Below are 26,342 nucleotides of genomic sequence, written 5' to 3'. Positions count from 1 at the left end.
CCTTCCGGCGGCGCATTTGCCACAAGGAGTCCTTATGGACCTTAAAGTAAATTTCAGCGGCCGCGCCATCCGCTACACGGAAGAAGAAATCGCCGTGGTCGTCGAGGCCATGCGCAATGCCGACCCGCTCACCCAGGGCGTGCATATGCGCGAATTTGAAAGCAAGTTTGCCGCCTATCAGGGCGTGGCCCAGGGCAGCTGCTTTGTGACCATGAACGGTGTTTCGGCGCTGGAGCTTTCGGCCCAGCTCTGCCGCTTCAAGCCCGGCGACGAAGTGGTCATGCCCTCGCACACCTTTACGGCTTCGGCATACCCTTACATCAAAAAAGGCGCCACGCTGGCCTGGGCGGACGTTGACCTGCTCACCCGCGTAGTGACGGCCGAAAGCATCAAAAAAGCCATTACGCCCCGCACCAAGGCCGTTGTGGTGGTGCACCTGTACGGCTACGTGGCCGACATGCCCGCCATCGCGGCCCTGTGCAAGGAGCGCGGGCTGATTCTCATTGAAGACGCGGCCCAGTCCATCGGCTCCGAGCTTGACGGCAAAAAGGCCGGCAGCTTTGGCGACATGGCCGTGTTTTCGTTCCATTCGCACAAAAACCTCACGACGCTTGGCGAGGGCGGCATGCTCTACGTGCGCGATCCCAAGCTGGCGGCGCTGGTGCCCACACTGCGCCACAACGGGCACTGCGGTTATGACTTTGAGCGGCCCGACTACTGGAAGCCCGCCATGGGCAACGTGGATCTGCCCATGCTGGACAATGACGTGCTGCAGCCCAACAACTACTGCCTGGGCGAAGTGGAATGCGCCCTCGGCGCGAAGCTGCTTGAGCGCATCGACAGCATCAACGACGAAAAACGCGCCCGCGCCCTGCGCTTTATCGACGCGCTGGCCGATTTTCCCGAGCTGGAATTCCACCGGGAGGATTCGCGCCGTCACAACTATCACCTGCTGGTCGCGCGCATGACCACGGGTGTTGAAAAGCGCGACCGGTTTATGCGGGCCATGTTTAACGACAAGGGCGTAAAGTGCGTGGTGCAGTACATACCGCTGGACCGCTACGACTATTATCGCCGTCTTGGCATGGGCAAGGCCGACTGCCCCAATGCCGACGCCTTTTTTGACGCCATGATTTCCTTCCCCTTCCAGCACTGGATGAGCGAGGAGGAGTTTGCCTACATGCTGGCCTCCACCCGCGAGGTTCTGGCCAGCCTGCGCTAACGCGGCCTGTCACGCCCCCTGCCGGTACGGCCTTGGCCGCGTCGACGGGGGGCTTCAAGCCCGCCCCTTCTCGCTCAGCAGAGACAAAAAGTGAAAGAACGCTGCATCGTCATACCTGCCGTCAAAAAAAATGCCGTCATACCTGACCAGCTGGTAAAAAAGCTGGCCGGGGTCACGCTTGTGGAAAGGGCCATCAATACCGCGCGCAGCGTGCTGCCCGGCGACGACATCATGGTGCTGACCGACAGCCAGGAGATTGCGCTGATCTGCGAGCGGGCTGGGGTGCGGCATCACTGGAACAAGGACCTGCGCTTTACCAGTCTGGACATCGTGGCCGAGATGCGCGGGCTGCTGGCCGAGCTTGCGCGGGAGTACGAGCACTGCCTGATTTTGCGGGCCTCCTGTCCGCTGCTGACCTGGGTGGATGTGGAAGACGCCTGGAAGCGCTACAGCGAGGCGCAGGCCGACAGCCTGGTGACGGTCAAAAGCATGCGCCAGCGCATCTGGAACGTGCAGGGCGAAGGGCTGGAAAGCCTGCTGGATGAGGACGCCGGACACGACAGCGAAAAAATGCTGGTGGTGGAAAGCCGCGCTCTTATCATTCTGCGCCTTGCCCTGCTGCAGGCGGCCAACGGCGGCATGACCGGGCGCGGCAAGATAGTGCCGTATTTTCTCAACGACAGGGCCATCGAAATTCAGGGGTATCAGGACTGGTGGATATGCGAGCACCTGCTGCAGCGGCGGCATGTGGTCTTTGTGGTGGCCGGCTGGCCCGCCATCGGCATGGGGCACGTGTACCGCGCGCTGATGCTGGCCCACGAGATAACCAACCACAAGGTCAGCTTTGTCTGCACGCGCGAGAGCGAGCTGGCGGTGGAGAGCGTGGCCCGCAAGGACTACAAAATCGTGCGTCAGGGCAACGAGGATCTGGCCGACACCGTGCTGCGCCTGCGCCCCGACCTGGTGGTCAACGACATCCTGAACACCCCCTCGGCCTACATGGCGCGGCTGACCACCGCGGGCGTGCGCTGCGTCAATTTTGAGGACGAAGGCCCCGGCGCGGACTGGGCGCGGCTGGTCATCAACGCCCTGTATGAAGACAGGGACAGCAACGAGCGCTTGCGTTACGGGCCGGACTATTTTTGCCTGCGCGACGAATTTTTGGGCGCGGCCCGCAATCCCTTCAGGCCCGAGCTCAAAACCGTGCTCATCACGTTTGGCGGCACGGATCTCAACGACTGCTCGCGCCGGGTGCTGGACATTATCGAGCCCATATGCCGCGCCTACGGCATTTGCATCCGCCTGGTGGCCGGGCCGGGCTATGCCCACAAGGACGCCATGGAGGCGCATCTGGCGAGGCTTGACAACCCGCTGGTGGAATTTACCTGGGCCACCAACGTCATGAGCCGCATGATGGAGGGGGCTGACCTTGCCATCTGCTCCGCCGGGCGAACCGTGTACGAGCTGGCCCACATGCGCATTCCGTCAATGGTGCTGGCCCACCACGAGCGCGAAGCGCGGCACACCTTTGCCCGCCCCCGCAACGGCTTTGCCTTTGTGGGCATCATGGACAGGGTCAGCGACGCCAAGATCCGCAACGTTTTTTTGGCCATGCTCAAAAATCCGCGGCGCAAGCGCTTCTGGGACCGCCAGAACGCCCTCAATTTTACGGCCAACAAGGGCCGCGTGGTGGGCCTGATGCAAAACATCCTGCAGGAAGGCGTCGCCCAGCAGACGGCGGAACCTGTCGCCCAAGCTCAACCACAGCACGCATAACCTGCTCCACAAAGGAACACCCATGCGCAACAACGGCAAGGTCATAGCCATTATTCAGGCCCGCCTCGGCTCCACGCGGCTTCCCATGAAATCGCTGCTTTGTCTGCGCGACGTGCCGGTTATCGACTGGGTTACGCGCCGCCTGGCGCAGGCGGCAAAGCTTGACGGCATCATGGTTGCCGTGCCCGATACGCCGCTTGACCGCGTGCTGCTCGAACATCTGCAAAGACGCGGCGTGCCCTGCGTGGCAGGGTCGGAAGACGACGTGCTGGCCCGGTTTTGTCTGGCGGCCCGCACGGCGGACGCAGGGCGCGTGGTGCGCGTCTGCGCGGACAATCCGCTTATCTGGGCCGGGGCCATTGACCGCCTGGTGGATTTTTACAACCAGGGCAACTGGGACTACGCCTACAACCATATCCCGCGCAACAACCTTTGGCCCGATGGCCTGGGAGCCGAGATTCTCTCGCGCGACCTGCTGGAAGAGCTGGACGCCAAGGCCACACAGACTTCGCAGCGCGAGCACTGCCTCAACTACATCTGGGACAACGCCGCCAGTTTCAAAATTGGCACCTTTGACCCAGCAGAAGACTGGCTGCGCCGCCCAGACCTCAAGCTGGATATGGACAGGGCTGACGACTTTTGCCGTCTGGCTCTCAAGCCCATCCATCCCGACATGGACGCAAGCGACATAGTGCGCGTATTTGGCTAACGGGTTTTGACCCGTATATCTGGCAGCCCCCGGGTGCCCTGTCTGCCCTTGCGGGCTGATGGGCATGCGGGGGCTGCGGCGTTGTGGGCCTTTTGGGGACGCCAGCGGCGCTGTAAGGCGTTAAACCCGTATTTGCAGACCGGGCAAGGCGCCTGGCATAAATGCGTGCATACGCAGCGTACGGGTGTTTTTTGACAGGGCGCACGCGGAGGGTTTGCTGGTCTAAAGATAGGGTGAAAAAATCCAGCAGGCGGCGTTGCGCAGCTTGTAGATCAGGGGCAGGGCGGCAAGATCCGTCTGGGTGATCTCCTTGCCGGTCATGATGGCCCTGTCGATGTGGTTGGCGATCTGGTCGTGCAGATCGGGATCAAATACTTCCATATTCAGCTCAAAGTTCAACCGCAGGCTGCGGGCGTCAAGGTTGGCCGAGCCTATCTGGGCGTAGTAACCGTCCACGGCCAGCAGCTTGGTGTGGGCAAAGGGGGGCTGCTGGTACCATACGCGAACGCCCGCCTCGAGCAGGGTTGGCAGCAGGCGGTATTGCGCCCAGTGGACGTAAAACAGGTTGTTTTTGGCGGGCAGCACAATGCGCACGTTTACGCCGCGCTGACCGGCCGATCGCAGGGCCGAGACCAGACCGTGCGAAGGCAGAAAATAGGGCGTCATGATGCGCACAGAGCGCCGGGCCGCGTTGATGATGGCGCAGTAAACGTCGTTGAGGATATCGGCCTCGGAGCCGGGGCCGTCCATGATGATGCGGCAGCGGCTCTCGCCGCGGGGCAGCGTGGTGGTTGACGGCAGGGCCGGATAGTTGTTGGTGCAAAAACCCCAGTTGAGCAAAAAGGCCCGCCGCAGCTGATCCACAATGGGGCCCTCGCACCTGAAGTGCACGTCCTGCACGTACTTGGCCTTGCCTGCAGCCAGGTTGTCGTCGGCTATGTTCATGCCGCCGGTAAAGGCCACGCTGTCGCACACCAGCATTTTGCGGTGGTTGCGCAGGTTGATGCTGAAATTGGGCGGAAACAGGCGCGGGGGCAGAAACATGGCCACCTGCACGCCATGGGCCGCAAGTTTTTTCCATGGCTTGCGCAGTGAATACAGCATGCCTATGCCGTCCACCAGCAGGCGCACGTCCACGCCGCGCTCAGCCGCGTGGGCCAGCGCCTCGCCAAAGGCCGTTGCCACCTTGCCCGCGTTGAATATGTAGGTGCACAAAAAAACGTGGTCTCTGGCCTTTTCTATGGCCTCAAGCATGGCCGGGTAGGCCTGGTCGCCGTTGCACAGGGGCGTGACGGCATTGCCGCTGCTGAGGTGCTGCTCGGTAAGCACGCGGCCAATGTGCTCCATGCGGGCAATGCTGTCGGGCACGTTTTCCGGGGGAACCTTGGAAAACGGAGGGTGGGCGTAATCCGGCTCAAGGGGCTGCTGGCGGCGCATAATGCGGCTGGCCCGGCTCTCCGCGCGGCTGATGCCAAAGCAGGCATACAACATGGGTCCCACCAGCGGCAGCAACAGCGCTGTCACTGTCCAGCCGAGGGCCGCCCGGGGATCGTGTTTGGTCAGCAGGGCGTGGCAGACCGCAACCCACGAGACAATATGAACAGCCAGTATGCCCAGGGTTTCAAAAAATAACAGCATGTATCCCCACAGTGATTGCGCGTCAGCAGTGGGCCAGCGCCATTGCATGCTCCCTTGCAGGTGAAGGGGGCGGGTTGAGGGCAGGCCCGCAGGCCGCCCCGGAATGTCAGCGGCGTATAACCAGCAGGGTCGTGTCGGTATTGCGCAGCACGCGTTCGGTCACGGATCCGAGGAGCAGGTCCTGCAGGCCGTCGCGTCCGTCGGTGAACATGACGATCAGGTCGGCGTCTTCCTCATGCGCGACGCGGATGATCGTTTCGGCCGTGGTGCCCTCGTCAACCCGGCAGCGTACATGCTCGCCGGGCAGCTGGGATTCGGCAACAACCGTATTGAGCAGGGTTTGTCCCTTGGCTTTCTGCTCCGCGAGCAGCTCCGCGTGGGCTGCGCCCCCTACGATCTGCGGCAGGGGCTCAAAAACGTGCAGCAGCACAATCTCCGCGCCCGAAAAGTTGCGGGCATGGGCAAGCGCGGCTTTTGCGCGGCCAAGGCCGTTTTTGTCGCTTACGGGGATAAGTATGGTTTTGTACATGGGTTCCCTTTGTCTGCAGTAAAGTGTCGGCTAGCGGCGCGGGGTAAGCCCGATGCGGTTGCGCTCGACCGCCACGGCCAGCTCGGGCAACAGATCGCGCAGGGCGTTCATGTCGTTGGCTTTGGCTGCCCGTTCAACGCAACGGGCCATGCGTGCCAGCACGCGAAAACCAAAGGCGTCGGACTCGGTGGCAATACGGTTGGCCGCATCGCCCACCACCGCGCAGCGCCGGTTTTTAAAGCCCTGCTGCGCGTCGTCCATGGCGGAGTCGAGCCGCGCCACAAGCTGCGGAATTGTTTGGTCTGTCTCTCGCGGCGCATTGGGGGCAACCAGCGCCGCAGAGGGCGCCGCGGCGGGCGCAAAAGGCTGCTGCGCGGGGGCTGGTGCTGCGCCTGTGGGGCTGTCCGCCTCTGGCTGGCCTTCGTGGTTTGTGTGGCGCAGGGCCTCGGCGGCTCCGGCGATAAAGTTCATAATGGAATTGGCCGCGCCGCTGGCCTTGAGCTGGGTTGCGGTACGCCGGGGTTCCGCTGGCGCGGCGGGCTCGGCAGCCGCCTGGGTTGAAGGCGCAGGCGTGTTCTGTTCGGGCATGGCCGCAAGATCGGCCATCAGGTCGGGCTTGTCGCTGGTCTGGTCCTGCCCTTCCGCAGCCGGTCTGTCGCCTGCGCTGCCCAGCAGCTTGAGAATAAGCCTGCCTGTGGCGGTGCGCGGCATTTCGACCGGGCGGTTGCGGCGGTCGTCAGCCTGTTGCGGGGCCGGTTCTTCTTCCTGCTTCGCGGGTTTAGTCATGGGCATGGGCTCGCCCACCCATTCACCGGGATGCGCAAGGCTTGGACTCACGTACGTCTTTTGGGTCTCCCGCGCCTGAGCAACGGTGGCTGCGGCCCGTGCAGGGGGTTCGGTAACGGGCTTGCCAACGGCCTGTGCAGCTCCACGGTCGGCCCGCTCGGGCAGCACCCGGGCGGTTGGCACCGGCGTGCCGAGGGGCATGGGTTCCCCCACCCATTCTTCGTGCAGGCTGTAGTTGTCCCACGCGCCCCTGCCTGCGGGCGCAGGCACGTCAAAGTCCTCTTTGCGGGCAGCCGTGCCGCCGGTTGCATTGACGGGCGAGAGCGTGGCTTCGCCAGCCCTGCCGGTCATAGCCCGGAGAGAGTCCGTATTTTCTGTCTCAGTCTGCCCAGCCGGTGCGGGCAGTGGGGGTTCCGGCTGTTCCGCCTCAGGCACCGCAGGCATGCCCGGCTGCGCGGGCAGAGCCGCTTCAATAAATTCCGCAGGTGTTACCCCGCCTTTGAGGGGCGCAAACGGGCTGGTCTGCTGCTTGTCCTGCTGATTGGTCTGCGCGCCGGGGTCGGGCCATTCAATGGCGTCCAGTCCGACGGCCCCGGCGAACTCTGCGGCAGGCTCGGCCATGTCAGCCGTGTCAGCCGTGGCGTTATGGGCAACGGGCGCAGGGGGTTGCTCCTCCGTCGGGCCGCTGGCATATCCATGGGCAAAGGGGTTGCCCGACTGGTTGGCGGTCTGGCTGGCGGTCTGGCTGGCTGGCAGCTCCGGCGCGGAGCTGGCTTCAGCCGCAGCCTGAGCCGTCGCGGCGTCTACCGGTGCTGGCGTCAATACCTCTGCCGCCCCGTCGGCGAGGGCTGCAAGATCAGCCGGGCCCTCTGAGGCAGCGGCATCCGTCGACGGAAATTCAGCGGCCCAGTGGGGGCCTTCAAGCCCGGCCGAAGCCAAAAATTCATCCGCGCTGCCTGCGCTTGCCTGCGCGGCGGCGTTCTCCGCCTGCGTTGGCAGCTCCTCTGGCAGCTCCTCTGGCAGCTCCTCGGGCAGGGCTTCCGGTGTTTCCGGCGCAATGGCGGGCTCATTCTCCGGCTGAACATCATGACTGGCGTCGGCCCGAATATCCAATCGGGCATCTGGCTGCGAGGCTGTCGGGGCAAGTGCCGCCAGATCTGCCGCCAGATCTGCCGCTACGTCTGGCGTAAGTTCCGGTGCAGGGGCTGCCGAGGTTGTCGCAGCAAGGCCGGATTGGGGGGCTGCTGCCTGTTCAGGCTGATCAACAGCCGCTTCCGCCGCAACCGTGTCGGTGGGGGCATCGTCCTGCAGGGAGAGCCGCAGACCTGCGTCCTCCCCGGCGTTTTCAGCGGGCAAGAGGTCGGTAAGTTCAATGGGGGCCTGGTCGTCGGCTGCCGCGGCGGCGTCTGACATCAACGGCAGCAGTATTTCGCCTTGGTCGGTAAGCGGGCGGGTCAGTTCCGGTTGTTCGTGCGCGCTGAAAGAAAGCGGAGCCTCAGGGCCGGCCATCTGGAGTGCGTCGGCGGCCACGGGTGCCGAATCGGCCTGCTGCAGGTCAAGCAGCGGCATATCCCCCGCCGGGGCGTCCTGCCCAAAAAGGTCGGGCAGAGGGTTCTGCTCCGGTTGCTGCGCGGGGCGGGCGTCCATGCGCAAGGCATCGTCAGGCAGAGAATCCTGCCGCGCGGCGAGGGCCAGATCGTCAAGAGGCTGCATGGCCAAAGTCTCGCCAGCATCTGCCGTCATTGTGTCTGTTGGCATGGCAGACATGGCTTCCGCCGAGGGATTGGCTGGTTGTTTGCCGGAAAAGCCCGCTTCGTCCAGTACTTCGCGCAGGGTTGCGGCAAAGGCCTCGGCGTCGACAGGTTCAAGCAGGGCGTGGGTATAGCCTGTTTCCGCCAGCGAGTCCCAGTCTTTATCGTCCTTGGTGATGGCCATAGCCTTGAATACGGGCAGGCCCGATTCGAGCGCCTCCGCCTCAAAGCGGCCCAGGGCATCGGCCTCGGCCGCGCCGTGCTGAGGATACTGGGTCACCAGCATAAAGGCCGGAGCCTCGCGGTTGCACTGCAGGGCCTCGTGCATGCTGCGCGATTCGGTGCTGTTGCAGCCCAGGTTGTCGATCATGTGGGCCAGCGCCTGACGGTTCACGGCGCTTTCGGCCACTACAGCAATATGGGGGGTGCGGGCCTGCGGTGCGGCTGGCTCGGCGTTTTCGGCGAGTTCAAGGGGCTTAAGGCGCAGGGTAAAGGCGATGGAGGATCCCTGCGGGCCGTACTCCACATTGAGGTAGCCGTTGTTGGAGCCAGCCAGCTCCCAGGCGCGGGTGAGCGCCAGTGAAGACCTGTCGCGCGGCGGAATGCCCGCTCCCGTGTCCGCCACGGTAAAGAGCAGGTGTCCGGGGTCGACTGTTTCGGGAACACGCCGCACCGAAAGGTGCACGGCCCCCCGCGTGGTGGCGCGCACGGCGCTTTCAAGCAGCATGCCCAAAGTTTCGCGCAGGGCGCGCGCCTGGCCCTCATACATATGCCCAAGCAGGGGAGGCATGTACCATGCAAGGCCGATGCCCGCATTTTCGGCGGCTGCGGCTACGCCGTCGTGGGCCGCGCGCACCAGATGCTGCAGGTTGAAGGGCGTGCGCGGTTCGCCGACGCTGGACTGCTCCAGCGTCTGGCCCGGGTTGTCGATAATCTTGGCCATGTCGCCCGCAGCGCCGAGCATATTTTCCGCATACTGGCGTACGGCGGGCGGCAGCGAGCAGTGGCTGAGCGCGGCCCCCTCGCGCATGAGGCGGTCAAGCGGCGGGCGCAGCATATTTTCCCACATGCCGGGGTCGGCGCTGGCGGCTGTGGTTTTTTGATTTTTTGCACGCGCGGCATGGGGGGCTGGCTCGGCGTTGTCAGATATGTCTACCGGCAGGGCGGAAAAGTCCGCTGCTGTTTTGGCCGTTGCAGAGGGCGGCAGCAGACGCAGATTGGGGTCGTCAAGCGGAGCTTCCAGGTTGATGGGGCCATCGTCCAGGCCCGAGCTTACCAGGGCAGCATCCAGCCCGGCGATGCTTTTGCGGGTGGATGTTGCGGGTTCTCGTTTGCTGGACGCGCCCTTGCCCGTCTTGGATGGGGCTTCTGTCTGCGCCATGTCTCGCGGCAGTCCTGTTCCCGCAATAAGCAGGGCGCTCAGCGCCGTGCCCCACAGGGGCGCGGAGGCCAGCAGGTTGGCCGCGTAGCCGTAATCAAGGCCCATGACGCCCGCAACCACAAACAGGGGCGGCACAAGGCAGCCCAGCAAAAAGCGGCGGGCGCCGCCAAGGCCCATAACTGCGCCGCCAAGTGCGCTCAGCGAAAAAATGGCCGTACACGCGGGCCAAAGGGAGAGATAACGTATGCTCCAGCCAAAACCGGGAAGAAGCGGCAACAGGGCCAGAGCCGCGCCAGGCAGCGAAAGCAGCACAAACTGCGCGTCCAGCAGGGGCGAGCGACCCCGCGTGCGCATGAGGTGACGCCCCACGTGGGGCAAAAGCATGAGGGCCAGACCCGGCGCAAGCACGGCCAGCGCCTGTGTGAGCGTAATGTGTCCCGACCCGTAGGCGGGCATGCCCAACACGCCCTGCAGCAGCGCCACGCCCACATACAGGGCTGTCCAGACGCGCCACTGGCCCCTCTCGGAGAGGCCGCGCAGCAGGCACAGCAGCATGACAACCCCAAGGGCCAAAAGCGCCGCAGTGCCCGAAAGGCTGCCCAGGTTGGTGGCGGCGTCCTGCGGTGTACGCAGCATGGGCGAAAACCAGAGACCCGGCAGGCCGTCAAGGCGTATATAGCAGGCAACAGCCTCTGGCCCCGGCTCCGGCAACAGCAAAACATTGCGGTGGGCGGGCAGAATTTCGCGCCACTCCACTCCGTCGCCAAGGGGGTTTGGCGCAGGTTCGTAGAGCACCGGGTCGGCCGGAATGTCTGCCCCCAGGTCCAGCAGCATTGCCTGCGAACGACCGCCAGCGGGCAGGGGAGCCAGGGTAAAGCGCAGCCACATGACCCCGGCCACGCGGGGCAGGGCCTTGACGTCCAGCGGTTTGAACATCTGGCTGTTGGCGGGGGCAGCAGCCTCCTCTACATCCATGGTTCCTGTAACATCGATAAAATACTGAAGATCCGGCAACAGAGGCACGCTTGAGGCGCGCATCACGGGCGGAATCATGCCGCTGTGCGCTATGGAAGGTGCGCCGAAACTTGCGCAGGCAATGCACAAAAACAGAGCGCACGTGCGCAGCAGGGCACGCGAAATGCCAGAGAAAAAGACAGTCATGGTTGTTCCGCCTGTAAGTTCGCCGGTATATCTATATGCTTTCCCCCTTCAGGCACAAAAGCGCCTCCGATTCCGCGGCAGGGGGCGGTTTGCCGTATGACGGTTTTTGCGGTTGCCGCAGCTAGCGCAAATTCCTGATCACATCCGAAACAGTCTGCCCGTCGGGGGCACGCGCGCCGGGGTTGATCGCCAGCAGGCGCTGCCATGCCTTCATGGCGTCGTCCTTGCGCTTGAGATCAAAGTACAGCACCACGCCTTCGTTAAACATGGCGTTTTCGTGGCGGGGATTTACGCTTGAGGCGCGGCGAAAACTTGCCACGGCCTTATCAAACTCGCCGAGTTCGCGATACATGATGCCAAGGTCGGTGAGCACGTCTGCGCTATCGGGGGCCAGCGCCAGCGAACGTTCGTACGCCTCGGCCGCCTTGCGCGACTGGCCGGTGTCAAAATAGAGGTTGCCCAGTTCCGTCCAGTTTTCCGCGCTCTTGGGGTTGGCAAGAACGTTCTGCTCCATGGCGGCGATTTTGGCCGCAAGCTCGGGTGGCATGGGGGGCTGGTTATCCTGCCGGGTCTGGGTTGGGGCCTGGGCCTGAGCCGGGGCGGCCTGCTGCGCGGTCGCGGCGGGCGCAAACATGGACGGCACAAGGCTGCCCACATAGATGCCCAGCACAAGAGCCAGGGCAATGCCTACAAAAAAGGCGCCCTTGCTGACTTTGCTCAACCCTTTGTGTTGTTCTGCCTGCGCTGCTTCAGAAGCGGCCTGCAAGGTTTGTGCGCTGGTGGATTTGGCGTCGGCGGGCGTAGCGGGCTGCGCTGCCGGCGCGGTGTCTTCGGATTCTTTGGGGGACTTCTGACTGGCCATGGATTCCTCTTGGCTTCGGAAAATATCTTTATCCATCAGCCTACAACCGGAGGAAAAAAGAGGCAAGCCCGCAGCCTGCGCACAACCGGCCATTACTGGCGTTGTCAGCGCGCCCGGTTGCCGTGCACAAGTCGGTAAACGGCAACGGCTGTCAGAGCCACCATGCCCAGCAGAAGGTACATGCCGCTGTAGCCGACAACGGGGATGAAAAATCCAAAAATGTACGGCCCAAGGCCAATGCCAAGGTCAAAAAAGATATAGAAGGTGGTGGTGGCCTGCGCATAGCGCGACCGCGAGACCAGCGAGAGCGATACCGCCTGCCCCACGGACTGAAAATTGGCAAAACCCATGCCCAGCAGCAGCCCGGCGACCAGCAGCCCGGCGGTGCTGTCGGCCTGGGAGAGAACGCACAGGGCCATGGCCGTAAGCAGCAGCGCGGGGTACATGACCACATGCTCGCCGTATTTATCAAAAAGCCTGCCAGTCTGGGGCCGCGTGAGTATGGCAGCGCCAGCGTATATAAGAAAAAAAAAGCTGGCAGCGGAGGTCAGGCCGTTTTGCGCGGCAAAGGATGGCAAAAAAGCCTGGATGCAGCCGTAACTTGGGCAGATGACAAGAGCCACCAGTGAAAACCGCACCACGCGCGGGTCTATATAACTGTACAGGCTGAAGGTCGGGCGCACATGCTGGCGCATGAGCGGCAGGTTGCGCAAAAAGAAAAAAATGACCAGGCACAGCAGGCACGCGACGCCATTAACCAGCATCAGGGCTTCATGCCCGTATCGTTGAGAAATGCTGATGCCCAAAAAAGGGCCGAGAGCCAGCGCCAATGCCGCGCTCATGCTAAAAAGCCCGATGCCCAGACCATGAAAGCGCACGGGCACCACATAGGCCACAATGGCTCCGGTGGCAGTGCCCGCCACCCCGATGCCGACCCCGGCGGCAAAGCGCTGTAAAAAAAGCTGCGGCAGCGAATGCACCAGCAACAGGCCGCCAATGCTCGCCGTAAACAGCAGCAGGCCCGCCAGCAGGCACGGCCTGCCCCCTATGGACGACAGCTGGTTGCCGGTAACAAATCGGCCCACCAGGCAGCCGATCACCATGACGCCGGATGAAAGCCCGGCCAGGCTGAGGCTGACGTCAAAGGTTTTTTGTGCATAGGCCGCCCCGGTGACAAAGATCAGATAATAATCTGTCATCAGCAGCAGGTTGATGCAGGTAACAACCATAAAATTGCCCCTGCAAATGGCTGAAAGCGCCTCGCAAAAATCTGAATCCGTCCGATGGGCTACGCGGGTGCGGCTTCGTTTTATGGGCATGGTTGACCTCGTGCTTATGGTAGGGCATAGATCGTTGCGTACGCAACGATCTATGCCCCCGCCTGGGACGCTTTGTCAAGGCGCGAGCTTGCGGCCATGTTTGCGCAAGGGCGCAGACCAGAGGTCGATTGTACCCTGCAGAGCGGCGGCAGCCAACATGCCGCAGGAACGTGCCATGGAACCTGCCTACAGATGGATTACACTGGCCAACCGACACTATTATCTCTACCTCAACCGGGCGCTGGCCCAATTTGGACTCAACAGCAGCCAGTACCTGTTTATCATCTATCTTTGCCGCGAGCCGGGCATCACCCAGGACAGACTGCCCGAGCGCATCTGCATCAACAAAAGCAACGTGGCCCGCACGCTTGCGCAGCTTGAAAAAAAGGGGCTCATCCTCCGCAAGGTCAACCCCGGCGACAAGCGCACTGCCACGGTTTTTCCCACGGCCCGCGCCCATGAGCTGTACCCGCAGATTCTGGCTGTGATCGAGGCCTGGGACGATGCCGTCACGGGGGTGCTTTCGGAGCGGGAAAAGAAAAGTCTGCTCGACTTCATGCAACGTGTGGCCGACCGGGCGGCAGAGCTGCGCGGGGCGACGTTTGCAGCGCTGACAAAGCAGAAGCGTATCCGCTAACCGCTTGTGTCCGGTGACCTTTGCGGGATATGTTGCGGCAGAGGCCTTGCGCCTCGCCATGCGATTTGCGGGAGGAGCGTCATGCTCAGCGTTTTTGACCTGTTCAAGATAGGTATCGGACCTTCCAGTTCTCATACCGTTGGCCCCATGGTGGCGGGCAAGGCCTTTGCCGGCGAGCTCGCCGTGCTCGGCCTGCTGCCGCTGGTGGGGCGGGTAAAGATAGAGCTGTACGGCTCGCTGGCGCTCACCGGCGAAGGGCACGGAACCCTTGGAGCCCTGCTGGCGGGACTTGAGGGCGAGGAACCGCAAGAGGTGGACATTGCGCAGATGGCCCGCCGTACGGCAGAGCTAAAAAACAACGCCGACCTTGTGCTCATGTGCGCCTATGCCGTTCCTTTCAATTTTCAGCGCGACGTGTGCGAGCACAAGGGCCTTTTTTTGCCCCGCCACTCAAACGCCATGACGCTTTCGGTCTTCACCGTCGCCGACCAGCCGCTGTACACCAAAAATTATTACTCCATCGGCGGCGGATTTATCCGCACCGACGACGACTTTGACCGCCCGCGCGAGCTGTACGCAACGCCGCCTTATCCCTATGAAAACGCCACGGAGCTGTTTGAAATCTGCGCCCGCGAAAACAAGACCATCGCGCAGATAGTCATGGCCAACGAGGTGTTTTGGCGGTCCGAGAGCGAGGTTCATGATCGCGTGGCCGCTATCACGGACGCAATGCGCGAGGCCGTGGAGCGCGGTTGTTATACGGATGGGGTACTGCCCGGCGGCTACAACGTGCGCAGGCGCGCGCCCAACCTGCTCCGCAAGGTGAGCGCCCTGCAGGCTGCAGGGCGACGCGACCTGAGCTTGTGGCCAATGCTCTACGCCTTTGCCGTAGCGGAAGAAAACGCTTCAGGCGGGCGCATTGTCACTGCCCCCACCAACGGAGCGGCGGGCATTGTGCCTGCGGTGCTGCTGTATTATCTGAATTTTTACCCCCATGTCACCGACGAAGGGGCGCGCGACTTTTTGTTCACTGCCGGGGCCATTGGCCTGTTTTACAAGCTCAATGCGTCCATTTCGGGCGCGGAGGTCGGTTGTCAGGGCGAGGTGGGCGTGGCCTGCTCCATGGCGGCGGGCGCTTACTGCGCCGTTACCGGCGGCAATGTCAAACAGGTGGAAGTGGCGGCGGAAATCGGCATGGAGCACAACCTTGGCCTCACCTGCGACCCTGTTGGAGGGCTGGTGCAGATTCCCTGCATCGAGCGCAACGGCGTTGCGGCGGAGCGCGCGGTCAACTGCGCCCAGCTGTCGCGGCTCGAAGACGGGCGTCAGCGCGTTATTTCGCTGGATGAAATTATCGGGGTCATGTACCGCACCGGGCTGGATTTGCAGTCGCGTTACAAGGAAACCTCGCTCGGCGGTCTGGCCGAGGCCGTGGCCAAGGTCATGGAGCGCAAAAAAAATGCCGCTGTCGGGCCCGGCAAGTAAGCCCGCACAGCGCGGCAGGTCAAAACGAACATAAAAAGAAGCAGAAGCAAATGGATTGCGCCTGCTTCTTTTTTTGCGCCGTCCCGCCCGATGGGCGACTGCGGTACTGCCGCCTCCGCAACCCGGCCCGTGAGCCGCATCTTTTATATTTTGCAGACGTGTTTTGATAATCAGAAATTTTTATGTGTATTTGGCGGAGCGCTGCGGTGGCCTCAATAAAAAATACAATGAAGATCTGTCATGCAATGAGCATTATTATGGCGCAGTAATCATGCTGCGCGTTGCAGAAATGCAGTTGCAGACATAAATTGCAAATACTGGCAAAATATTGTGCTGTATATGTCATGTGCGCAAAAAAGATTCTGCAAACTACCTGATTTTTAAAAAAAGGTATTCAGGCCTTGAGTATCGACAAAGACAAAAAAATAAGAGAGTATTTGCGATGTAATGCGTGGCATCGTGGGCTATGCGGGGATATGCCTTTGCGGAGAGTTTCGGTTTTTCGTTCTCTCCGGTGTTTTTTGCACCCATGCTTTGGCAGCATCATAAATACTGCAATCGTAGTGATGTATTGCTGCAACCGAGTATGTTGCAACAAGGTTGATCATGTTTCACGTCGCTCTTTGTGCGCATTCTGTACGTCCCAAAATCTGTAACACCGGAAGTGCAAAATGAAAAAACTGTGTTTTGCAATCGTGCTGGCGGCCCTGTTTGCCTTGCCCATGACTGCCTCGGCCAAGGGCGACAAAATCGATTTTGGCAAACTGCCCTGCAGTGCGTTTGTGCAGTTGGACGCCCAGACCATGACCATGTTTTATTTCTGGCTTGATGGCTACGCCAGCGCCAAAACCGGCGACACGACCCTGGACGCCGGTGCTGTGGAAAACAACCTGACCCAGATTATGAAGGTCTGCAAACAGAACCCCAAAAAGACCGTGCTTTCGGTTGTGGCGGATTAATTCGTTCACTGACCAAAATGTCCTGAAAAAAACAAAGGGCGGGCTCCTGCGAGTCCGCCCTTTATTTTTGCCCGGCATTGCCGGTGCGCAAGCGCATTTGCCGCACCGTTTATTGTAATGGTTCAGACGGCAGCGGGGCCTGTTGCGGCTCGGCCGCACCCTCCGCATCCGGGGCGCCAAAAAGTTTGTCCGCCAGTTTGCGATGGGCTGCGGGCATGGCAAGGTCGTTGAGTTCCTGCGGCGCAACCCAGCGGGCCTCTGTGGCAGCGGAGAGCAGCGGCGGTTTGGGCGGCGTCTCAGCGCCAGCGGCAAGCTCCAGTCCAAAGCAGTGCAGGGTCAGCCGATAGGTGGTGTACCCGTGCCGGATGATGCCGTAGCGTTGGGCCACCCGCACGGCAAAGCCCGTTTCTTCCATAAATTCACGCACGGCGGCTTGATCCGCACTTTCATCTGCCTCGACCCTGCCGCCGGGGAACTCCCACAGGTTGCCCCACACGCCGGAAGGCGGGCGTTTTTGCACAAATACCCTGTCGCCGCAGCGCAGCACGCCGGTGACGGCAAGCACGGGCGTGATGGCGGCCCGTTTGCCCGGTACCGGGCGCTGGTCGGTAATGCCCAGATGCAGGCTGATGCAGTAGCGCGCCAGGGGGCAGACGCCGCAGCGGGGTTTTTTGCGGCACACAAGCGCGCCAAGTTCCATCATGGCCTGGTTGTGCTCACGCGCCAGCCCTTCGGGCACAAGGCGCAACGCCCAGCGGTGGATGACGCCCGCAGCGGGGTCTTGCTTGACGGGGCTGTCCACATCAAAAACCCTGGCAATGACCCTTTCCACATTGGCGTCCACGCAGGGCAGTTTTTCGCCAAAGGCAATGCTGGCCACCGCGCCCGCCGTGTATGGGCCGACGCCGGGCAGCGCCCGTATGGCGGCGAGGTCGGAGGGAAAAACGCCGTCGTGTTCGGTCATGATCTTGCGGGCGGCCTTGAGGATATACCGCGCACGCGAGTAATAGCCCAGGCCCTCCCACTGGCGCAGCACTTCTTCCTCGCTGGCGGCGGCCAGGCTGGCGATGTCGGGGAAGCGCCGCATCCAGCTGTTGAAATAGCTCACGCCGCGCTCCATCTGGGTTTGCTGCAGCATGACCTCGGATATCCAGACCTCGTAAGGCGTGTAGTTTGCCCGCCAGGGCAGGCTACGCTGGTTTTGGGCAAACCAGTGCAGCAGGGCCTGTTGCAGCTCCGCGCGGTGATTCTGCGGCGGCAGGTGGTCGGGCTGAATGTCGTCCTTTATGGGCAGACCCGGCAGCGCGGCGGGTTGGGGTTTGGCAAGCTTGCGGTTCATGCTTGCAGCCTATACCGCTAAACGGGCATTGTCATCCGGGCTTCCTTGCCCTATATTCCGGCAATAGCGGGGAGCGCCCGCTGTGCAGAACAATCATTCAAGGAGCACCCATGTCCGACAATCCTACGGTTTTGCTGGAGACCTCCTCCGGCGACATTCTGGTGGAGCTTTTTGCCGACAAGGCCCCCCAAACCGTTGCCAATTTTTTGAAATATGTGGATGACGGCTTTTACGCCAACACCATTTTTCACCGCGTTATCCCCGGTTTCATGATTCAGGGCGGCGGTCTTGGCGCGCGTATGGACGAAAAGCCCACCCGTGAGCCCGTAACCAACGAAGCCGACAACGGCCTGAAAAACGAGCGCGGCACGCTTGCCATGGCCCGCACCCGCGACCCGCACAGCGCCACCGGCCAGTTTTTCATCAACCTGGTGGACAATGATTTTCTTAACCACAGCTCTCCCACCCTTGACGGCTGGGGCTACTGCGTTTTTGGCAAGGTGACCGAAGGTCTTGAAGTTGTGGATAAAATTGCCAAGGTAAAGACCAAGACCGTGGGCTTTCATGAAAATGTGCCCACCGACATGGTGCTTATCACCGGGGCAAGCCGCTTCGAATAGTCCGTAGCGACAGGCCTTGCCTGCCCTGTGCCATGCTGAACCGCCGTACGCCCGCTATCGCGGAGCTGCGGCGGTTTTTGGCTTGTCAGGGGGCTTGCGCCCCGATGCCTGCCCAGGCTGCCTGCGCAGTCGCGACCGGTATCCTCAAACTTTTACAGAGTGAGGTAATGTCCCATGTCCAGAGAGATAGTTACAGCTCTTGATGCCCCCTTCCAGCGTGCCTGGGACCTTCTGGCCCAGTTTATGGATGTCTGCCCCGACAACATCTGGGCCGAAACCAACGGCGGCTGGCCTGTATGGCAGCAGGTGGCGCATGCCATTGCCGTTCTGAATTTTTTTATACTCGAAAACGACTCTGATACCTTTTTGCCCGCGCCCGACGAAATAGGCGTGCTGATGCTCAGGGAGCAGGGGCGGCATCTGGTGAGCAGGACTGCCATGAAAGCCTATGGCGACGATGTCAAAGGCGCGGTGGACGCTCGGATAGCCGCTCTGGCCGATGCCGATCTTACCAAACTGCAGGAAAGGGTGAGCAAAAAGATTGGCCGGGACCTCAGCTATGCGGCCATGATGGTCATGTTGGCCTCGCACACCACCTATCATATCGGCTCGTGCGACGCGGCCCTGCGCGATCACGGCTTGCCTGGCGTGTTTTAGGGCAGGGCGCAGCGGCGGCTTTGTGGTCGCCGCTGCCGCCGCCGATGCCGGCGGGCCGCCAGTGTTTGTTGGGTCCCTGGGTTATTTCATAAAAACCGGCTTGCGCCGCTTGACTCTGCGGAGTGGAACCTTATTTTTATTTCATAGCGTGAAAGTATGTTTTTGCTGGCAGATGTTGCCGCAAAAACAGCCAATACATTTTGAGTACAACCTGCATGTTGCAGGAGGTTGTTATGGCTAGCTGGAAGAACGATCCCGACCATTCGCATCTGGGTTTTGTGGTGCGGCATCTCATGATTACGGACATTAACGGCCGCTTTGCGGATGTGGATATTGATCTTGAAGTGGGCAACAGCGACCTTTCGGACGCCGTATTTTCCATGACCGCCAAGGCCGCCGGTATTGATACCCATGTGCATGCGCGAGACGAGCATTTGCGCACGGCGGATTTTTTTGACGTGGCAAGGTACCCCGAGCTGACCTTCCAGAGCACAGCCGTGCTGCTGGGCGCGGACAAGACCGGTACCATTTCCGGGCTTCTATCCATGCGCGGCACCTCCCGCGAGGTGACCTTCAACATTACAGCCAGCGACAGGATCACCAACCCCATCAACAACAAGGAAACACAGTCGTTCAGCATTACAGGCGAGCTGAACCGTAGCGATTTTGGCATCGGGACCAACATACCCGCCGCCATAGTGGGCGATCGGGTACGGGTTGCCGCCAGTTTTGAAGTTTCGCCGGTCTAGGTTTATCCTCCACGCGTACTGCGGGACGCCATACCCCGCAGTATGGCAAAAAGCCGCCCCTGCCATCAGGGGCGGCTTTTTGCGTCTGCATGGACGAGCGAGGTAGTGTCCCTGAAAACACAGGCCGGGAGCCTGAGCTCCCGGCATGCAGCCCCGCCTGACGGACAGAGCGGGGCTGCATGTATTGCGCGGCTACTGTATCTTGCAGTTGCCGTCGTTGCAGTCTTCGGTGGAGATAACAGGCGTGCCCTGGAACAGCACAACCTGCTCGCGGCCCTTGTTGGAAACCACCACCACGGTGATGCGCATAAGGCCCACGGGGAGAGCGGGCGTTGCCTTGGCCTTGAGATAGCCAGTGCCTGTGATAAGCTTTGAGTCGCCTATCATGGCAGTACGGGCGTTGGTAAAGGTAAGCCGGTCGATGACCAGTTCCTTGTTTTTTATGGTATTGATAAAGTGTTCCTTGTCCTCAATATGGCCGTTGGCGTTGATGTGCCAGTAGTTTGGGGCCAGCAGCGTCTCGAGCGCGGGAACGTCGCCGATCATAACGGCTTCAGTGTATAGCTCTACGGTATCGGGCTTTGCCTGGGCAAGGCCGCCGGAAAGTGTAATCACAAGGGCAGCGAACAATGCGGCAAGAATCTTCATGGTGTCCTCCCAATGTGGTCTGTTTACGCCAGTGCGTCCAAAAATTGCCAATGCAAACGCTTTCTTCTATGATTATGTCTCAACAGTTAAGCAAAATCTTTCTGTTGTAAAGCGAATATCTGCCATCAATACGAATTTCCTGGCTTTTTTTTAACGAGAGGCAAGTGTTTACATGTTGACCAGTGTCTTGCAAACCATCGGCAATACTCCCCTGCTTCGTCTTGACCTTTCGCACGATCTGCCCGGCACGGTCTGGCTGAAGCTTGAAAACCGCAACCCTGGCGGTTCCATCAAAGACAGGGTGGCCTTTTACCTCATTGAAGAGGCTCTGGATGAAGGCCGTATTGAACCCGGCGGGCTGCTGGTTGAAGCCACCAGCGGCAACATGGGCATAGGCATGGCCCTGGTTGCCCCCATGCGCGGCCTGCGCTGCGTGTTGACCATGCCCGAATCCATGAGCGTCGAGCGCCGCAATCTGCTGCGGGCGCTGGGTGCGGAGCTGGTGCTTACACCGGCCGCGCAGGGCATGAGCGGGGCCGTGGCCGCAGCAAAACGCATTGCCGAAGAGCAGGATGGCTTTGTGCTTGGGCAGTTTACCAACCCGCAGGCCGTGATTGCCCACTATAAAACCACTGGGCCGGAAATTTTCAAGGACAGCGTGGGCAAAATGGACGTGCTTGTGGCGGGCGTGGGTTCCGGCTCGTCCATTACCGGCACGGGGCGTTTTCTTAAAGAGCATATCCCCGGCTTCAAGGTTGTTGCCGTGGAGCCTGCGGCTTCGCCGGTGCTTTCGGGCGGCAAGGCCGGGCCGCATCTCATCCAGGGTATCGGCGCGGATTTTGTGCCGCCCATCCTTGACCGGGGCCTGCTGGACGAAATTATCCAGATGGACGGCGAGCAAGCCATAAAAACTGCGCGTCAGCTCATGGCGCAGGGGCTTATGGTCGGCATATCCACAGGTTCCAACGTGCGTGCGGCGCTCGAACTGGCGGCCCGGCCCGAGATGCAGGGCAAAAATATTGTCACGTTTGCCTGCGATACGGGCGAGCGTTACATGTCCACGCGGCTTTTTCTTGATATGTAGCGTATGATGAATGTTTAGGATGCCTCCTTGCAAAGCGCGAAAAAAAATCGCTTACGGAGGTCTTATGGCTAAATGTTTGCATCAGGCTACCGATAAGAAAGGCAGCGTAAGCTTTGCTCACCGGCTGGCAGCAACAGGTACAGATCTGCCGTCCGACATTAACGGGCCTTGGCCCAACGGAGAGCTTTTCCATGGCGCAGACCAACATCCTGCTGGAAACCGGCACCAATGAGCTGGAAATTGTTGAATTTTTCGTCAACCAGGACGGCTACGAGGCCCACTACGGGCTTAACGTGGCCAAGGTTGTTGAAATTGGCCGTCGTCAGCCGGTAACGGCCATGCCGGAAATGCGCCACAAGGCTCTTTTGGGCGCGTTTTTGCACCGCAACGGGCGTGTGGTTCCGCTGATTGATATGGCCCAGTTTTTGGGCAGCGGCCCCATTGAAAATGAGGACGCCAAGGTCATCGTCACCGAGTTCAACGGCGTGTGCACGGGCTTTCTGGTGTCTGGGGTCAACCGCATCTACCGGCTCAGCTGGACGGATGTGGAAGCGCCGGGGCAGTTTTTGCAGAATGTGAGCCGCAGTTCGGTAACTGGCGTGGTGCGCCTGGAAGAAAGGGTGATCTTTTTGCTCGACCTCGAGGCCATTGTTGCCGAGCTGCACCCCGCCATGGCCATACGCTTTGACGCGTCGGACATGAAGCACAGCGGCGAAAAAACATACAATATCCTGCATGTGGACGACTCGAGCAGCATCCGCAGCCTTCTGCTTGATCTGCTCAACAAGGAAGGCCGTTTTACCGTGACGCAGAAGGTCAACGGCCAGGAGGCGTGGGATTACCTCAAGGGGCTGCGCGACCGGTGCGAAAAGGAAGAACGCCCCATCTCCGACTTTGTGCACGGCATTATTACAGACATCGAAATGCCCGGCATGGACGGCCTTGCCCTGTGCAAACACGTCAAGGACGACAAGATTCTCCAAAACTTGCCGGTGGCCATATTCTCGTCCATGATCAACGACGCCCTGGCCAAAAAATGCGCCGTTGTGGGAGCTGACGTGCAGTACACCAAGCCTGACCTCAAGGTGCTTTCGGTCAAGCTGTACGATCTGGTGACCCAGGCCTGGGGGTAGACGTTCAACGTCCGCCCGCAGCCAGTCCAGTTTTACAGATAAAAAGCGCCCGGTCGTCTTGGCCGGGCGCTTTGCTATTGCAACGCGCAACCCCCTCTTGGGTAGGGTTCAAGAGGGGGCGCGCACTGGGCGACCAAGGGGTAATGGTCGCCCGTTGTTGATATGTCAGAGGCTGTTAGGCCACCTTGGTTGCGTCAACGACGTTGTAGTCGAGGCCCAGAGCCTTGGCCGGGACACCCAGCGCAAGGCCAACCAGCTGCGAAAGGTGCAGCACGGGCATGCGGGCCTTGGACCTGGAGATATCCTGCGCCGCTTCCTGATAAATGTCGAGCTGCATCTGGCAGAGCGGGCAGGGGGTTACAAGACAGGTGGCGCCGGAGGCCGCCGCGCTGTCCACAATCTGGCCGGTCATGCGCATGACGGATTTTTCCGCCGGGTACACGGCGTGGAAGCCGCAGCAATCGAGCCTTTTGGTAAAGGGGACGGTCTGCGCGCCAAGGGCGGCCACCACGGTTTCAAAGCTCGAGGGGTTTACGGCGCTTTCAAAGCCAAGGGCGTGCTCGGGACGCAGGCTGTGGCAGCCGTAAAACGCCGCAACCTTGAGGCCCGCGAGCGGTCTGACCACCCTGGATTTGAGCATCTGGGCATTTTGGGCCAGCACCCAGAGCAGGCTGGTTACTTCGCTTGTGCCCGCGTAGGACATATTGCCCTTGGCAAGAAAGGTATTGATGCGGTCCTTCTTGCCGCCGTCGAGCTCGGCCTTGGCCCGGCGCAGCATAAGCAGGCAGGTGCTGCACGAGGTCAGCACGGGCAGGCCCATTTTTTCGGCCAGGGCAAGGTTGCGGGCGTTGGCGACCAGGGTTGCCACGGGGTCCACATCCTGCGCCTGTGAAGCGCCGCAGCAGCTCCAGCCGGGTATTTCTTTAAGCGTAATGCCGAGCTTGGGGGCTACGGCCTCAAGAGCCATCCTGGATTCCTTGGCGGCCTGAGTCAGCACGCAGCCGGGAAAAAAGGCGAATTCGGTCTGCATACGGCTACTCCTTTTCCGCGGCGTGGGCCGCCTGAATCATCTTCACCAGGGCGTCGTGCCCTTCAATGGTTTCGCCGCCAAAGGCCTCAAGCGGATTCATTTTGCCCTGACGCAGCAGGGTAACAGCCATGCCCGCGCGGGCAATGGTGCTGATGCCCTCGGTGCGCAGGGCAAGCCGCACTTCGTTGAGGCGGCCAGAGTCTTCCACCAGATCGGTGTAAAACGACTTGGCGTGGGCCGGGCCGACGCCCTCGGTCATACCCTTGGCCATGACCATGCCCCGCAGCCCGGCGATGTCGTCGGCTGCGCTGATGCCCTTGGGGCAGCGGTTGGCGCATTCCTGACAGTGCACGCAGTTCCACAGACCGCCAGCCACTGCGGGTTTGCCGTGCAGCAGGGGGTCTTTGGAGCGCGAGTCGTTGGCCGCGCGCCATGCGTGGGTAAAGACAAAGGGTTCCATGTAGTCGCGGTTGTCGGCGCTGAGCTTGTTGCACTCGGAGGCGCAGGCGCCGCAGAGGATGCAGTCCCACTGCTTGATAATGCGGTCAAAATCTTTCTGGTTTTGGCGGCAGCCTTCCTTCATGGAAAATTCGGACTTTGCCACCATGCCGGGATGGATTTTGCGCAGGTTTTCCATGGCGGGTTCCCAGTCCACCACAAGGTCGGAGATGACCTTGAAGTTGGCCAGCGGCGCAATACGGAACGTATCCGAGCCGTAGGTCTGGATAAGGTCGTCCATCTTGGTGTCGCAGGCCAGCATCGCATGCCCGTTTACGCGCACGGCGCACGCGCCGCAGATGGCGCAGCGGCAGGAGGCGGTGAAGTTGAGCGTGGGGTCCTGGGTCTGCTTGATGAACAGCAGGGTATTGAGCACGGTTTTGCCGGCTACGTCCGCCGCATCCAGCTTGTAGCTCTGCTCAAACCTGTTTTTGCCGTCAAAGCGGTCAATGATGATGGTGGCCATTAGTATTTCCGCTCCTCAGGCTTGAATTTGGTGATTTCCACGTCTTTCCAGCCCATGCGCATCTTGCCGCTGTCGTCCATGGTGACCATGCTGTGCTTGAGAAAGTTTGCGTCGTCGCGCTTGGGGAAATCCTCGCGGGTGTGCGCGCCGCGTGATTCCTTGCGCTCGGAGGCGGCAAGGCAGGCGGCCTGGGCTAGTTGCAGCATGTTGCCCAGCTCCACATATTCGGTGAATACCGTATTGTAGACGGGGTTGGCGTTGGGCACGCGCAGGGCGTCGTAGCGCGAGCGCAGGTCGTTCAGCGTGCCGGTCAGGGCGTCGAGCTTGGCCTGGGTGCGGAAAATGCCCATGTTGTCCCAGAGCTGCGCGCCCATTTCTTCGCGGATGGCATACAGCTGCTTGGCATCGCCGCCGTTTGTGGCATCGCGGAAGCGGCTCTGCCAGCGTGCGGTGATGTCGGCAAGACGTTTGCCAGCGGCAAAGTCGGCCTGGCTGGCAAAGGTCGCGGCGCCGTCGCCCGCGATCTTGCCGGTGACCACTGCGTCGGCCAGCGAGTTGCCGCCCAGGCGGTTGGCGCCGTGGATGGACACGCACGAAGCCTCGCCAGCGGTAAACAGGCCGGGCACAACGGTGGACATGTCGTCAAACCTGTTCACTTCAATACCGCCCATGGAGTAGTGGGCCGTGGGGCGGATGACCATGGGCTGATCCACCAGGTCGATATTTTCAAACAGCTTGCCCACGTGACGGATCTGCGGAAGGTCATTCACAATCTTATCCCTGCCCAGATGCCTCAGGTCGAGCAGCACGTAGGATTCCAGACCCTGCCCGTAGCCGCGTCCTTCGCGGATTTCCGTCTCGATGGCGCGGGCGACGATGTCGCGGGGGCCAAGTTCCATCTTGGAGGGGGCGTAGGCCTTCATGAATCGCTCGCCCTTGTTGTTGAGCAGGTAGCCGCCCTCGCCGCGCGCGGCCTCGGTAATCAGCACGCCGCCGTGCACCACGCCGGTGGGGTGAAACTGCACCATCTCCGGGTCTTTAAAGGGCACGCCAGCCCGCAGGGCTGCCGCCACGCCGTCGCCGGTGGCAATGTAGGGGGTGGAGGTGCGGTTCCAGAAAATGCGGGTGTAGCCGCCTGTGGCAAGCACCACGGCCTTGGCGCGCACAGGGGCGATTTCGCCCGTGCGGATGTTGCGCAGCACCGCGCCCTCGCAGCGGCCATTGTCCACGGCCACATCCAGCAACTCATGATCCATAAGGAATTTGACGCCGTTGTTCAGGGCGTCGTCCAGACAGGTATGGGCGACAATGTGGCCGGTCTTGTCGGCGGAGTAATTGCAGCGCACCTTGGAAGCGCCGCCAAAGGGCCGCGCCTTGACCTTGCCCTCGGCCGTACGCGAAAAGGGCATGCCAAGGTAGTCCAGCTCAAGAATGGCCGGGCCGGCCTGTTCGCAGAACTTGAGGGTGGAGTCCTGATCCACAAGGTAGTCGCCGCCCTTGACCGTATCAAAGCAGTGCAGCTCGTACGAGTCGCCCTTGCTGAAATCGGTGACGCCGTTGATGCCGCCCTCGGCCATACAGGTGGCGCTGCGTGATGGCATGCATTTGCTGACCACAACCACGTTGAGTTTGGGGTTCTTTTTCATGGCTGCTACGGCGGCTCTCAGGCCAGCGCCGCCCGATCCGATGATCAGGACGTCGCAGGTGGCCATGGGGCCGACTCCGGCAGCTGCGGCAAGGGCTTTTTCAATGCCGCTCATGTTCACCGTCAGCGCGCTGATGGTGATGCAGGCCGATTGCAGAAATTTTCTGCGTGTAAACTGCTGCGTCATAAGGGTTTCCTCAATGATTGGTAATGGGCTGTCATGAGCGCCAGCGTTTTTACCGCTGGCAGCAGGACAGT

Annotated in this window: 21 protein-coding genes; 11 read left to right on the top strand and 10 right to left on the bottom strand. The window is 61.2% G+C overall.

What is annotated here, in order from left to right; translation table 11 throughout:
• The first annotated feature begins 34 nt into the window (after positions 1-34).
• The 3 genes from DDIC_RS13650 (at position 35) to DDIC_RS13640 (ending at position 3,707) form a co-directional block, all read left to right on the top strand.
• The gene (locus DDIC_RS13650; RefSeq protein WP_136400942.1) at positions 35-1,222 is read left to right on the top strand and encodes a DegT/DnrJ/EryC1/StrS family aminotransferase; all 1,188 of its coding nucleotides are present in this window, start codon (positions 35-37) and stop codon (positions 1,220-1,222) included.
• 90 nt (positions 1,223-1,312) lie between these two features.
• Positions 1,313-2,998 carry a cytidine 5'-phosphate N-acetylneuraminic acid synthetase gene (locus DDIC_RS13645; protein ID WP_136400941.1) on the top strand — a complete coding sequence of 562 codons (1,686 nt, stop codon included), beginning with the start codon at positions 1,313-1,315 and terminating at the stop codon, positions 2,996-2,998.
• A gap of 22 nt (positions 2,999-3,020) precedes the next feature.
• On the top strand, positions 3,021-3,707 hold the full coding sequence (locus DDIC_RS13640) for a cytidylyltransferase domain-containing protein (RefSeq protein WP_136400940.1): 687 nt from the start codon (positions 3,021-3,023) through the stop codon (positions 3,705-3,707).
• Positions 3,708-3,929: 222 nt separating this feature from the next.
• Here DDIC_RS13640 and DDIC_RS13635 read toward each other — a convergent pair whose 3' ends face one another.
• The 5 genes from DDIC_RS13635 to DDIC_RS13615 all read right to left on the bottom strand — a co-directional run bounded on the left by DDIC_RS13635 (position 3,930) and on the right by DDIC_RS13615 (position 13,044).
• Positions 3,930-5,393 carry a phospholipase D-like domain-containing protein gene (locus DDIC_RS13635; protein ID WP_348769729.1) on the bottom strand — a complete coding sequence of 488 codons (1,464 nt, stop codon included), beginning with the start codon at positions 5,391-5,393 and terminating at the stop codon, positions 3,930-3,932.
• A 58-nt stretch (positions 5,394-5,451) separates the two neighbouring features.
• Entirely contained in the window at positions 5,452-5,874 is a 423-nt protein-coding gene (locus DDIC_RS13630) for a universal stress protein (RefSeq protein WP_136400939.1), read from the bottom strand.
• Positions 5,875-5,904: 30 nt separating this feature from the next.
• Entirely contained in the window at positions 5,905-10,953 is a 5,049-nt protein-coding gene (locus DDIC_RS13625; protein ID WP_136400938.1) for a response regulator, read from the bottom strand.
• Positions 10,954-11,074: 121 nt separating this feature from the next.
• Complete coding sequence (locus tag DDIC_RS13620) at positions 11,075-11,815, bottom strand: tetratricopeptide repeat protein (protein ID WP_136400937.1); 741 nt, start codon at positions 11,813-11,815, stop codon at positions 11,075-11,077.
• Between the two features lie 104 nt (positions 11,816-11,919).
• Positions 11,920-13,044: an MFS transporter gene (locus tag DDIC_RS13615; RefSeq protein WP_247647496.1), complete on the bottom strand. Its 1,125-nt coding sequence runs from the start codon at positions 13,042-13,044 to the stop codon at positions 11,920-11,922.
• Positions 13,045-13,309: 265 nt separating this feature from the next.
• Here DDIC_RS13615 and DDIC_RS13610 point away from each other — a divergent pair, with 265 nt between their 5' ends.
• The 3 genes from DDIC_RS13610 to DDIC_RS13600 all read left to right on the top strand — a co-directional run bounded on the left by DDIC_RS13610 (position 13,310) and on the right by DDIC_RS13600 (position 16,215).
• Positions 13,310-13,771, top strand: coding sequence for a MarR family winged helix-turn-helix transcriptional regulator (locus DDIC_RS13610; RefSeq protein ID WP_136400935.1), 462 nt, complete (start codon positions 13,310-13,312; stop codon positions 13,769-13,771).
• Between the two features lie 81 nt (positions 13,772-13,852).
• Positions 13,853-15,256, top strand: coding sequence for an L-serine ammonia-lyase (locus DDIC_RS13605; protein ID WP_136400934.1), 1,404 nt, complete (start codon positions 13,853-13,855; stop codon positions 15,254-15,256).
• A gap of 671 nt (positions 15,257-15,927) precedes the next feature.
• Positions 15,928-16,215, top strand: coding sequence for an HdeA/HdeB family chaperone (locus tag DDIC_RS13600; RefSeq protein ID WP_136400933.1), 288 nt, complete (start codon positions 15,928-15,930; stop codon positions 16,213-16,215).
• Positions 16,216-16,324: 109 nt separating this feature from the next.
• On the opposite strand, the gene mutY is transcribed toward DDIC_RS13600, so the two are convergent.
• Positions 16,325-17,554 carry an A/G-specific adenine glycosylase gene (gene mutY, locus DDIC_RS13595; protein ID WP_136400932.1) on the bottom strand — a complete coding sequence of 410 codons (1,230 nt, stop codon included), beginning with the start codon at positions 17,552-17,554 and terminating at the stop codon, positions 16,325-16,327.
• Between the two features lie 110 nt (positions 17,555-17,664).
• Here mutY and DDIC_RS13590 point away from each other — a divergent pair, with 110 nt between their 5' ends.
• From DDIC_RS13590 to DDIC_RS13580, 3 genes are all read left to right on the top strand, one after another.
• Positions 17,665-18,174: a peptidylprolyl isomerase gene (locus DDIC_RS13590; RefSeq protein WP_136400931.1), complete on the top strand. Its 510-nt coding sequence runs from the start codon at positions 17,665-17,667 to the stop codon at positions 18,172-18,174.
• 174 nt (positions 18,175-18,348) lie between these two features.
• Positions 18,349-18,831 (top strand): DinB family protein, encoded by a 483-nt coding sequence (locus tag DDIC_RS13585; RefSeq protein WP_136400930.1) that lies wholly within the window; start codon positions 18,349-18,351, stop codon positions 18,829-18,831.
• A 233-nt stretch (positions 18,832-19,064) separates the two neighbouring features.
• Entirely contained in the window at positions 19,065-19,580 is a 516-nt protein-coding gene (locus tag DDIC_RS13580; RefSeq protein ID WP_168732571.1) for a YceI family protein, read from the top strand.
• Between the two features lie 192 nt (positions 19,581-19,772).
• On the opposite strand, the gene DDIC_RS13575 is transcribed toward DDIC_RS13580, so the two are convergent.
• Complete coding sequence (locus DDIC_RS13575; protein ID WP_136400928.1) at positions 19,773-20,228, bottom strand: nuclear transport factor 2 family protein; 456 nt, start codon at positions 20,226-20,228, stop codon at positions 19,773-19,775.
• 172 nt (positions 20,229-20,400) lie between these two features.
• On the opposite strand from DDIC_RS13575, the gene cysK reads away from it, so the two are divergent.
• Together cysK and DDIC_RS13565 are read left to right on the top strand one after the other, a co-directional pair.
• Positions 20,401-21,312: a cysteine synthase A gene (gene cysK, locus DDIC_RS13570; protein ID WP_136400927.1), complete on the top strand. Its 912-nt coding sequence runs from the start codon at positions 20,401-20,403 to the stop codon at positions 21,310-21,312.
• A 191-nt stretch (positions 21,313-21,503) separates the two neighbouring features.
• The gene (locus tag DDIC_RS13565; RefSeq protein ID WP_136400926.1) at positions 21,504-22,445 is read left to right on the top strand and encodes a chemotaxis protein; all 942 of its coding nucleotides are present in this window, start codon (positions 21,504-21,506) and stop codon (positions 22,443-22,445) included.
• A 175-nt stretch (positions 22,446-22,620) separates the two neighbouring features.
• Here DDIC_RS13565 and sdhE read toward each other — a convergent pair whose 3' ends face one another.
• From sdhE to sdhA, 3 genes are read right to left on the bottom strand one after another with little or no spacing between them, the layout of a single operon-like run.
• Positions 22,621-23,475, bottom strand: coding sequence for an 8-methylmenaquinol:fumarate reductase membrane anchor subunit (gene sdhE / locus DDIC_RS13560; RefSeq protein ID WP_136400925.1), 855 nt, complete (start codon positions 23,473-23,475; stop codon positions 22,621-22,623).
• 4 nt (positions 23,476-23,479) lie between these two features.
• Positions 23,480-24,439, bottom strand: a complete 960-nt coding sequence (locus DDIC_RS13555) for a succinate dehydrogenase/fumarate reductase iron-sulfur subunit (RefSeq protein WP_136400924.1) — start codon at positions 24,437-24,439, stop codon at positions 23,480-23,482.
• Positions 24,439-26,271, bottom strand: coding sequence for an 8-methylmenaquinol:fumarate reductase flavoprotein subunit (sdhA, locus tag DDIC_RS13550; RefSeq protein ID WP_136400923.1), 1,833 nt, complete (start codon positions 26,269-26,271; stop codon positions 24,439-24,441). Before sdhA ends, DDIC_RS13555 begins: the two co-directional genes overlap by 1 nt.
• Between the last annotated feature and the right edge of the window lie 71 nt (positions 26,272-26,342).

The organism is Desulfovibrio desulfuricans (assembly GCF_004801255.1).
GTDB lineage: Bacteria > Desulfobacterota > Desulfovibrionia > Desulfovibrionales > Desulfovibrionaceae > Desulfovibrio > Desulfovibrio desulfuricans_C.
The sequence above is the reverse complement of the archived record's forward strand: the minus strand, read 5'-3'. Positions and strand labels throughout refer to the sequence as shown.

Coding starts and splice junctions, on each gene's coding strand:
- DDIC_RS13650 (WP_136400942.1), top strand. CDS start 35: ATGGACCTTAAAGTAAATTTCAGCGGCCGCGCCATCCGCTACACGGAA.
- DDIC_RS13640 (WP_136400940.1), top strand. CDS start 3,021: ATGCGCAACAACGGCAAGGTCATAGCCATTATTCAGGCCCGCCTCGGC.
- DDIC_RS13635 (WP_348769729.1), bottom strand. CDS start 5,393: ATGCAATGGCGCTGGCCCACTGCTGACGCGCAATCACTGTGGGGATAC.
- DDIC_RS13630 (WP_136400939.1), bottom strand. CDS start 5,874: ATGTACAAAACCATACTTATCCCCGTAAGCGACAAAAACGGCCTTGGC.
- DDIC_RS13625 (WP_136400938.1), bottom strand. CDS start 10,953: ATGACTGTCTTTTTCTCTGGCATTTCGCGTGCCCTGCTGCGCACGTGC.
- DDIC_RS13620 (WP_136400937.1), bottom strand. CDS start 11,815: ATGGCCAGTCAGAAGTCCCCCAAAGAATCCGAAGACACCGCGCCGGCA.
- DDIC_RS13615 (WP_247647496.1), bottom strand. CDS start 13,044: ATGGTTGTTACCTGCATCAACCTGCTGCTGATGACAGATTATTATCTG.
- DDIC_RS13610 (WP_136400935.1), top strand. CDS start 13,310: ATGGAACCTGCCTACAGATGGATTACACTGGCCAACCGACACTATTAT.
- DDIC_RS13605 (WP_136400934.1), top strand. CDS start 13,853: ATGCTCAGCGTTTTTGACCTGTTCAAGATAGGTATCGGACCTTCCAGT.
- DDIC_RS13600 (WP_136400933.1), top strand. CDS start 15,928: ATGAAAAAACTGTGTTTTGCAATCGTGCTGGCGGCCCTGTTTGCCTTG.
- mutY (WP_136400932.1), bottom strand. CDS start 17,554: ATGAACCGCAAGCTTGCCAAACCCCAACCCGCCGCGCTGCCGGGTCTG.
- DDIC_RS13590 (WP_136400931.1), top strand. CDS start 17,665: ATGTCCGACAATCCTACGGTTTTGCTGGAGACCTCCTCCGGCGACATT.
- DDIC_RS13585 (WP_136400930.1), top strand. CDS start 18,349: ATGTCCAGAGAGATAGTTACAGCTCTTGATGCCCCCTTCCAGCGTGCC.
- DDIC_RS13580 (WP_168732571.1), top strand. CDS start 19,065: ATGGCTAGCTGGAAGAACGATCCCGACCATTCGCATCTGGGTTTTGTG.
- DDIC_RS13575 (WP_136400928.1), bottom strand. CDS start 20,228: ATGAAGATTCTTGCCGCATTGTTCGCTGCCCTTGTGATTACACTTTCC.
- cysK (WP_136400927.1), top strand. CDS start 20,401: ATGTTGACCAGTGTCTTGCAAACCATCGGCAATACTCCCCTGCTTCGT.
- DDIC_RS13565 (WP_136400926.1), top strand. CDS start 21,504: ATGGCGCAGACCAACATCCTGCTGGAAACCGGCACCAATGAGCTGGAA.
- sdhE (WP_136400925.1), bottom strand. CDS start 23,475: ATGCAGACCGAATTCGCCTTTTTTCCCGGCTGCGTGCTGACTCAGGCC.
- DDIC_RS13555 (WP_136400924.1), bottom strand. CDS start 24,439: ATGGCCACCATCATCATTGACCGCTTTGACGGCAAAAACAGGTTTGAG.
- sdhA (WP_136400923.1), bottom strand. CDS start 26,271: ATGACGCAGCAGTTTACACGCAGAAAATTTCTGCAATCGGCCTGCATC.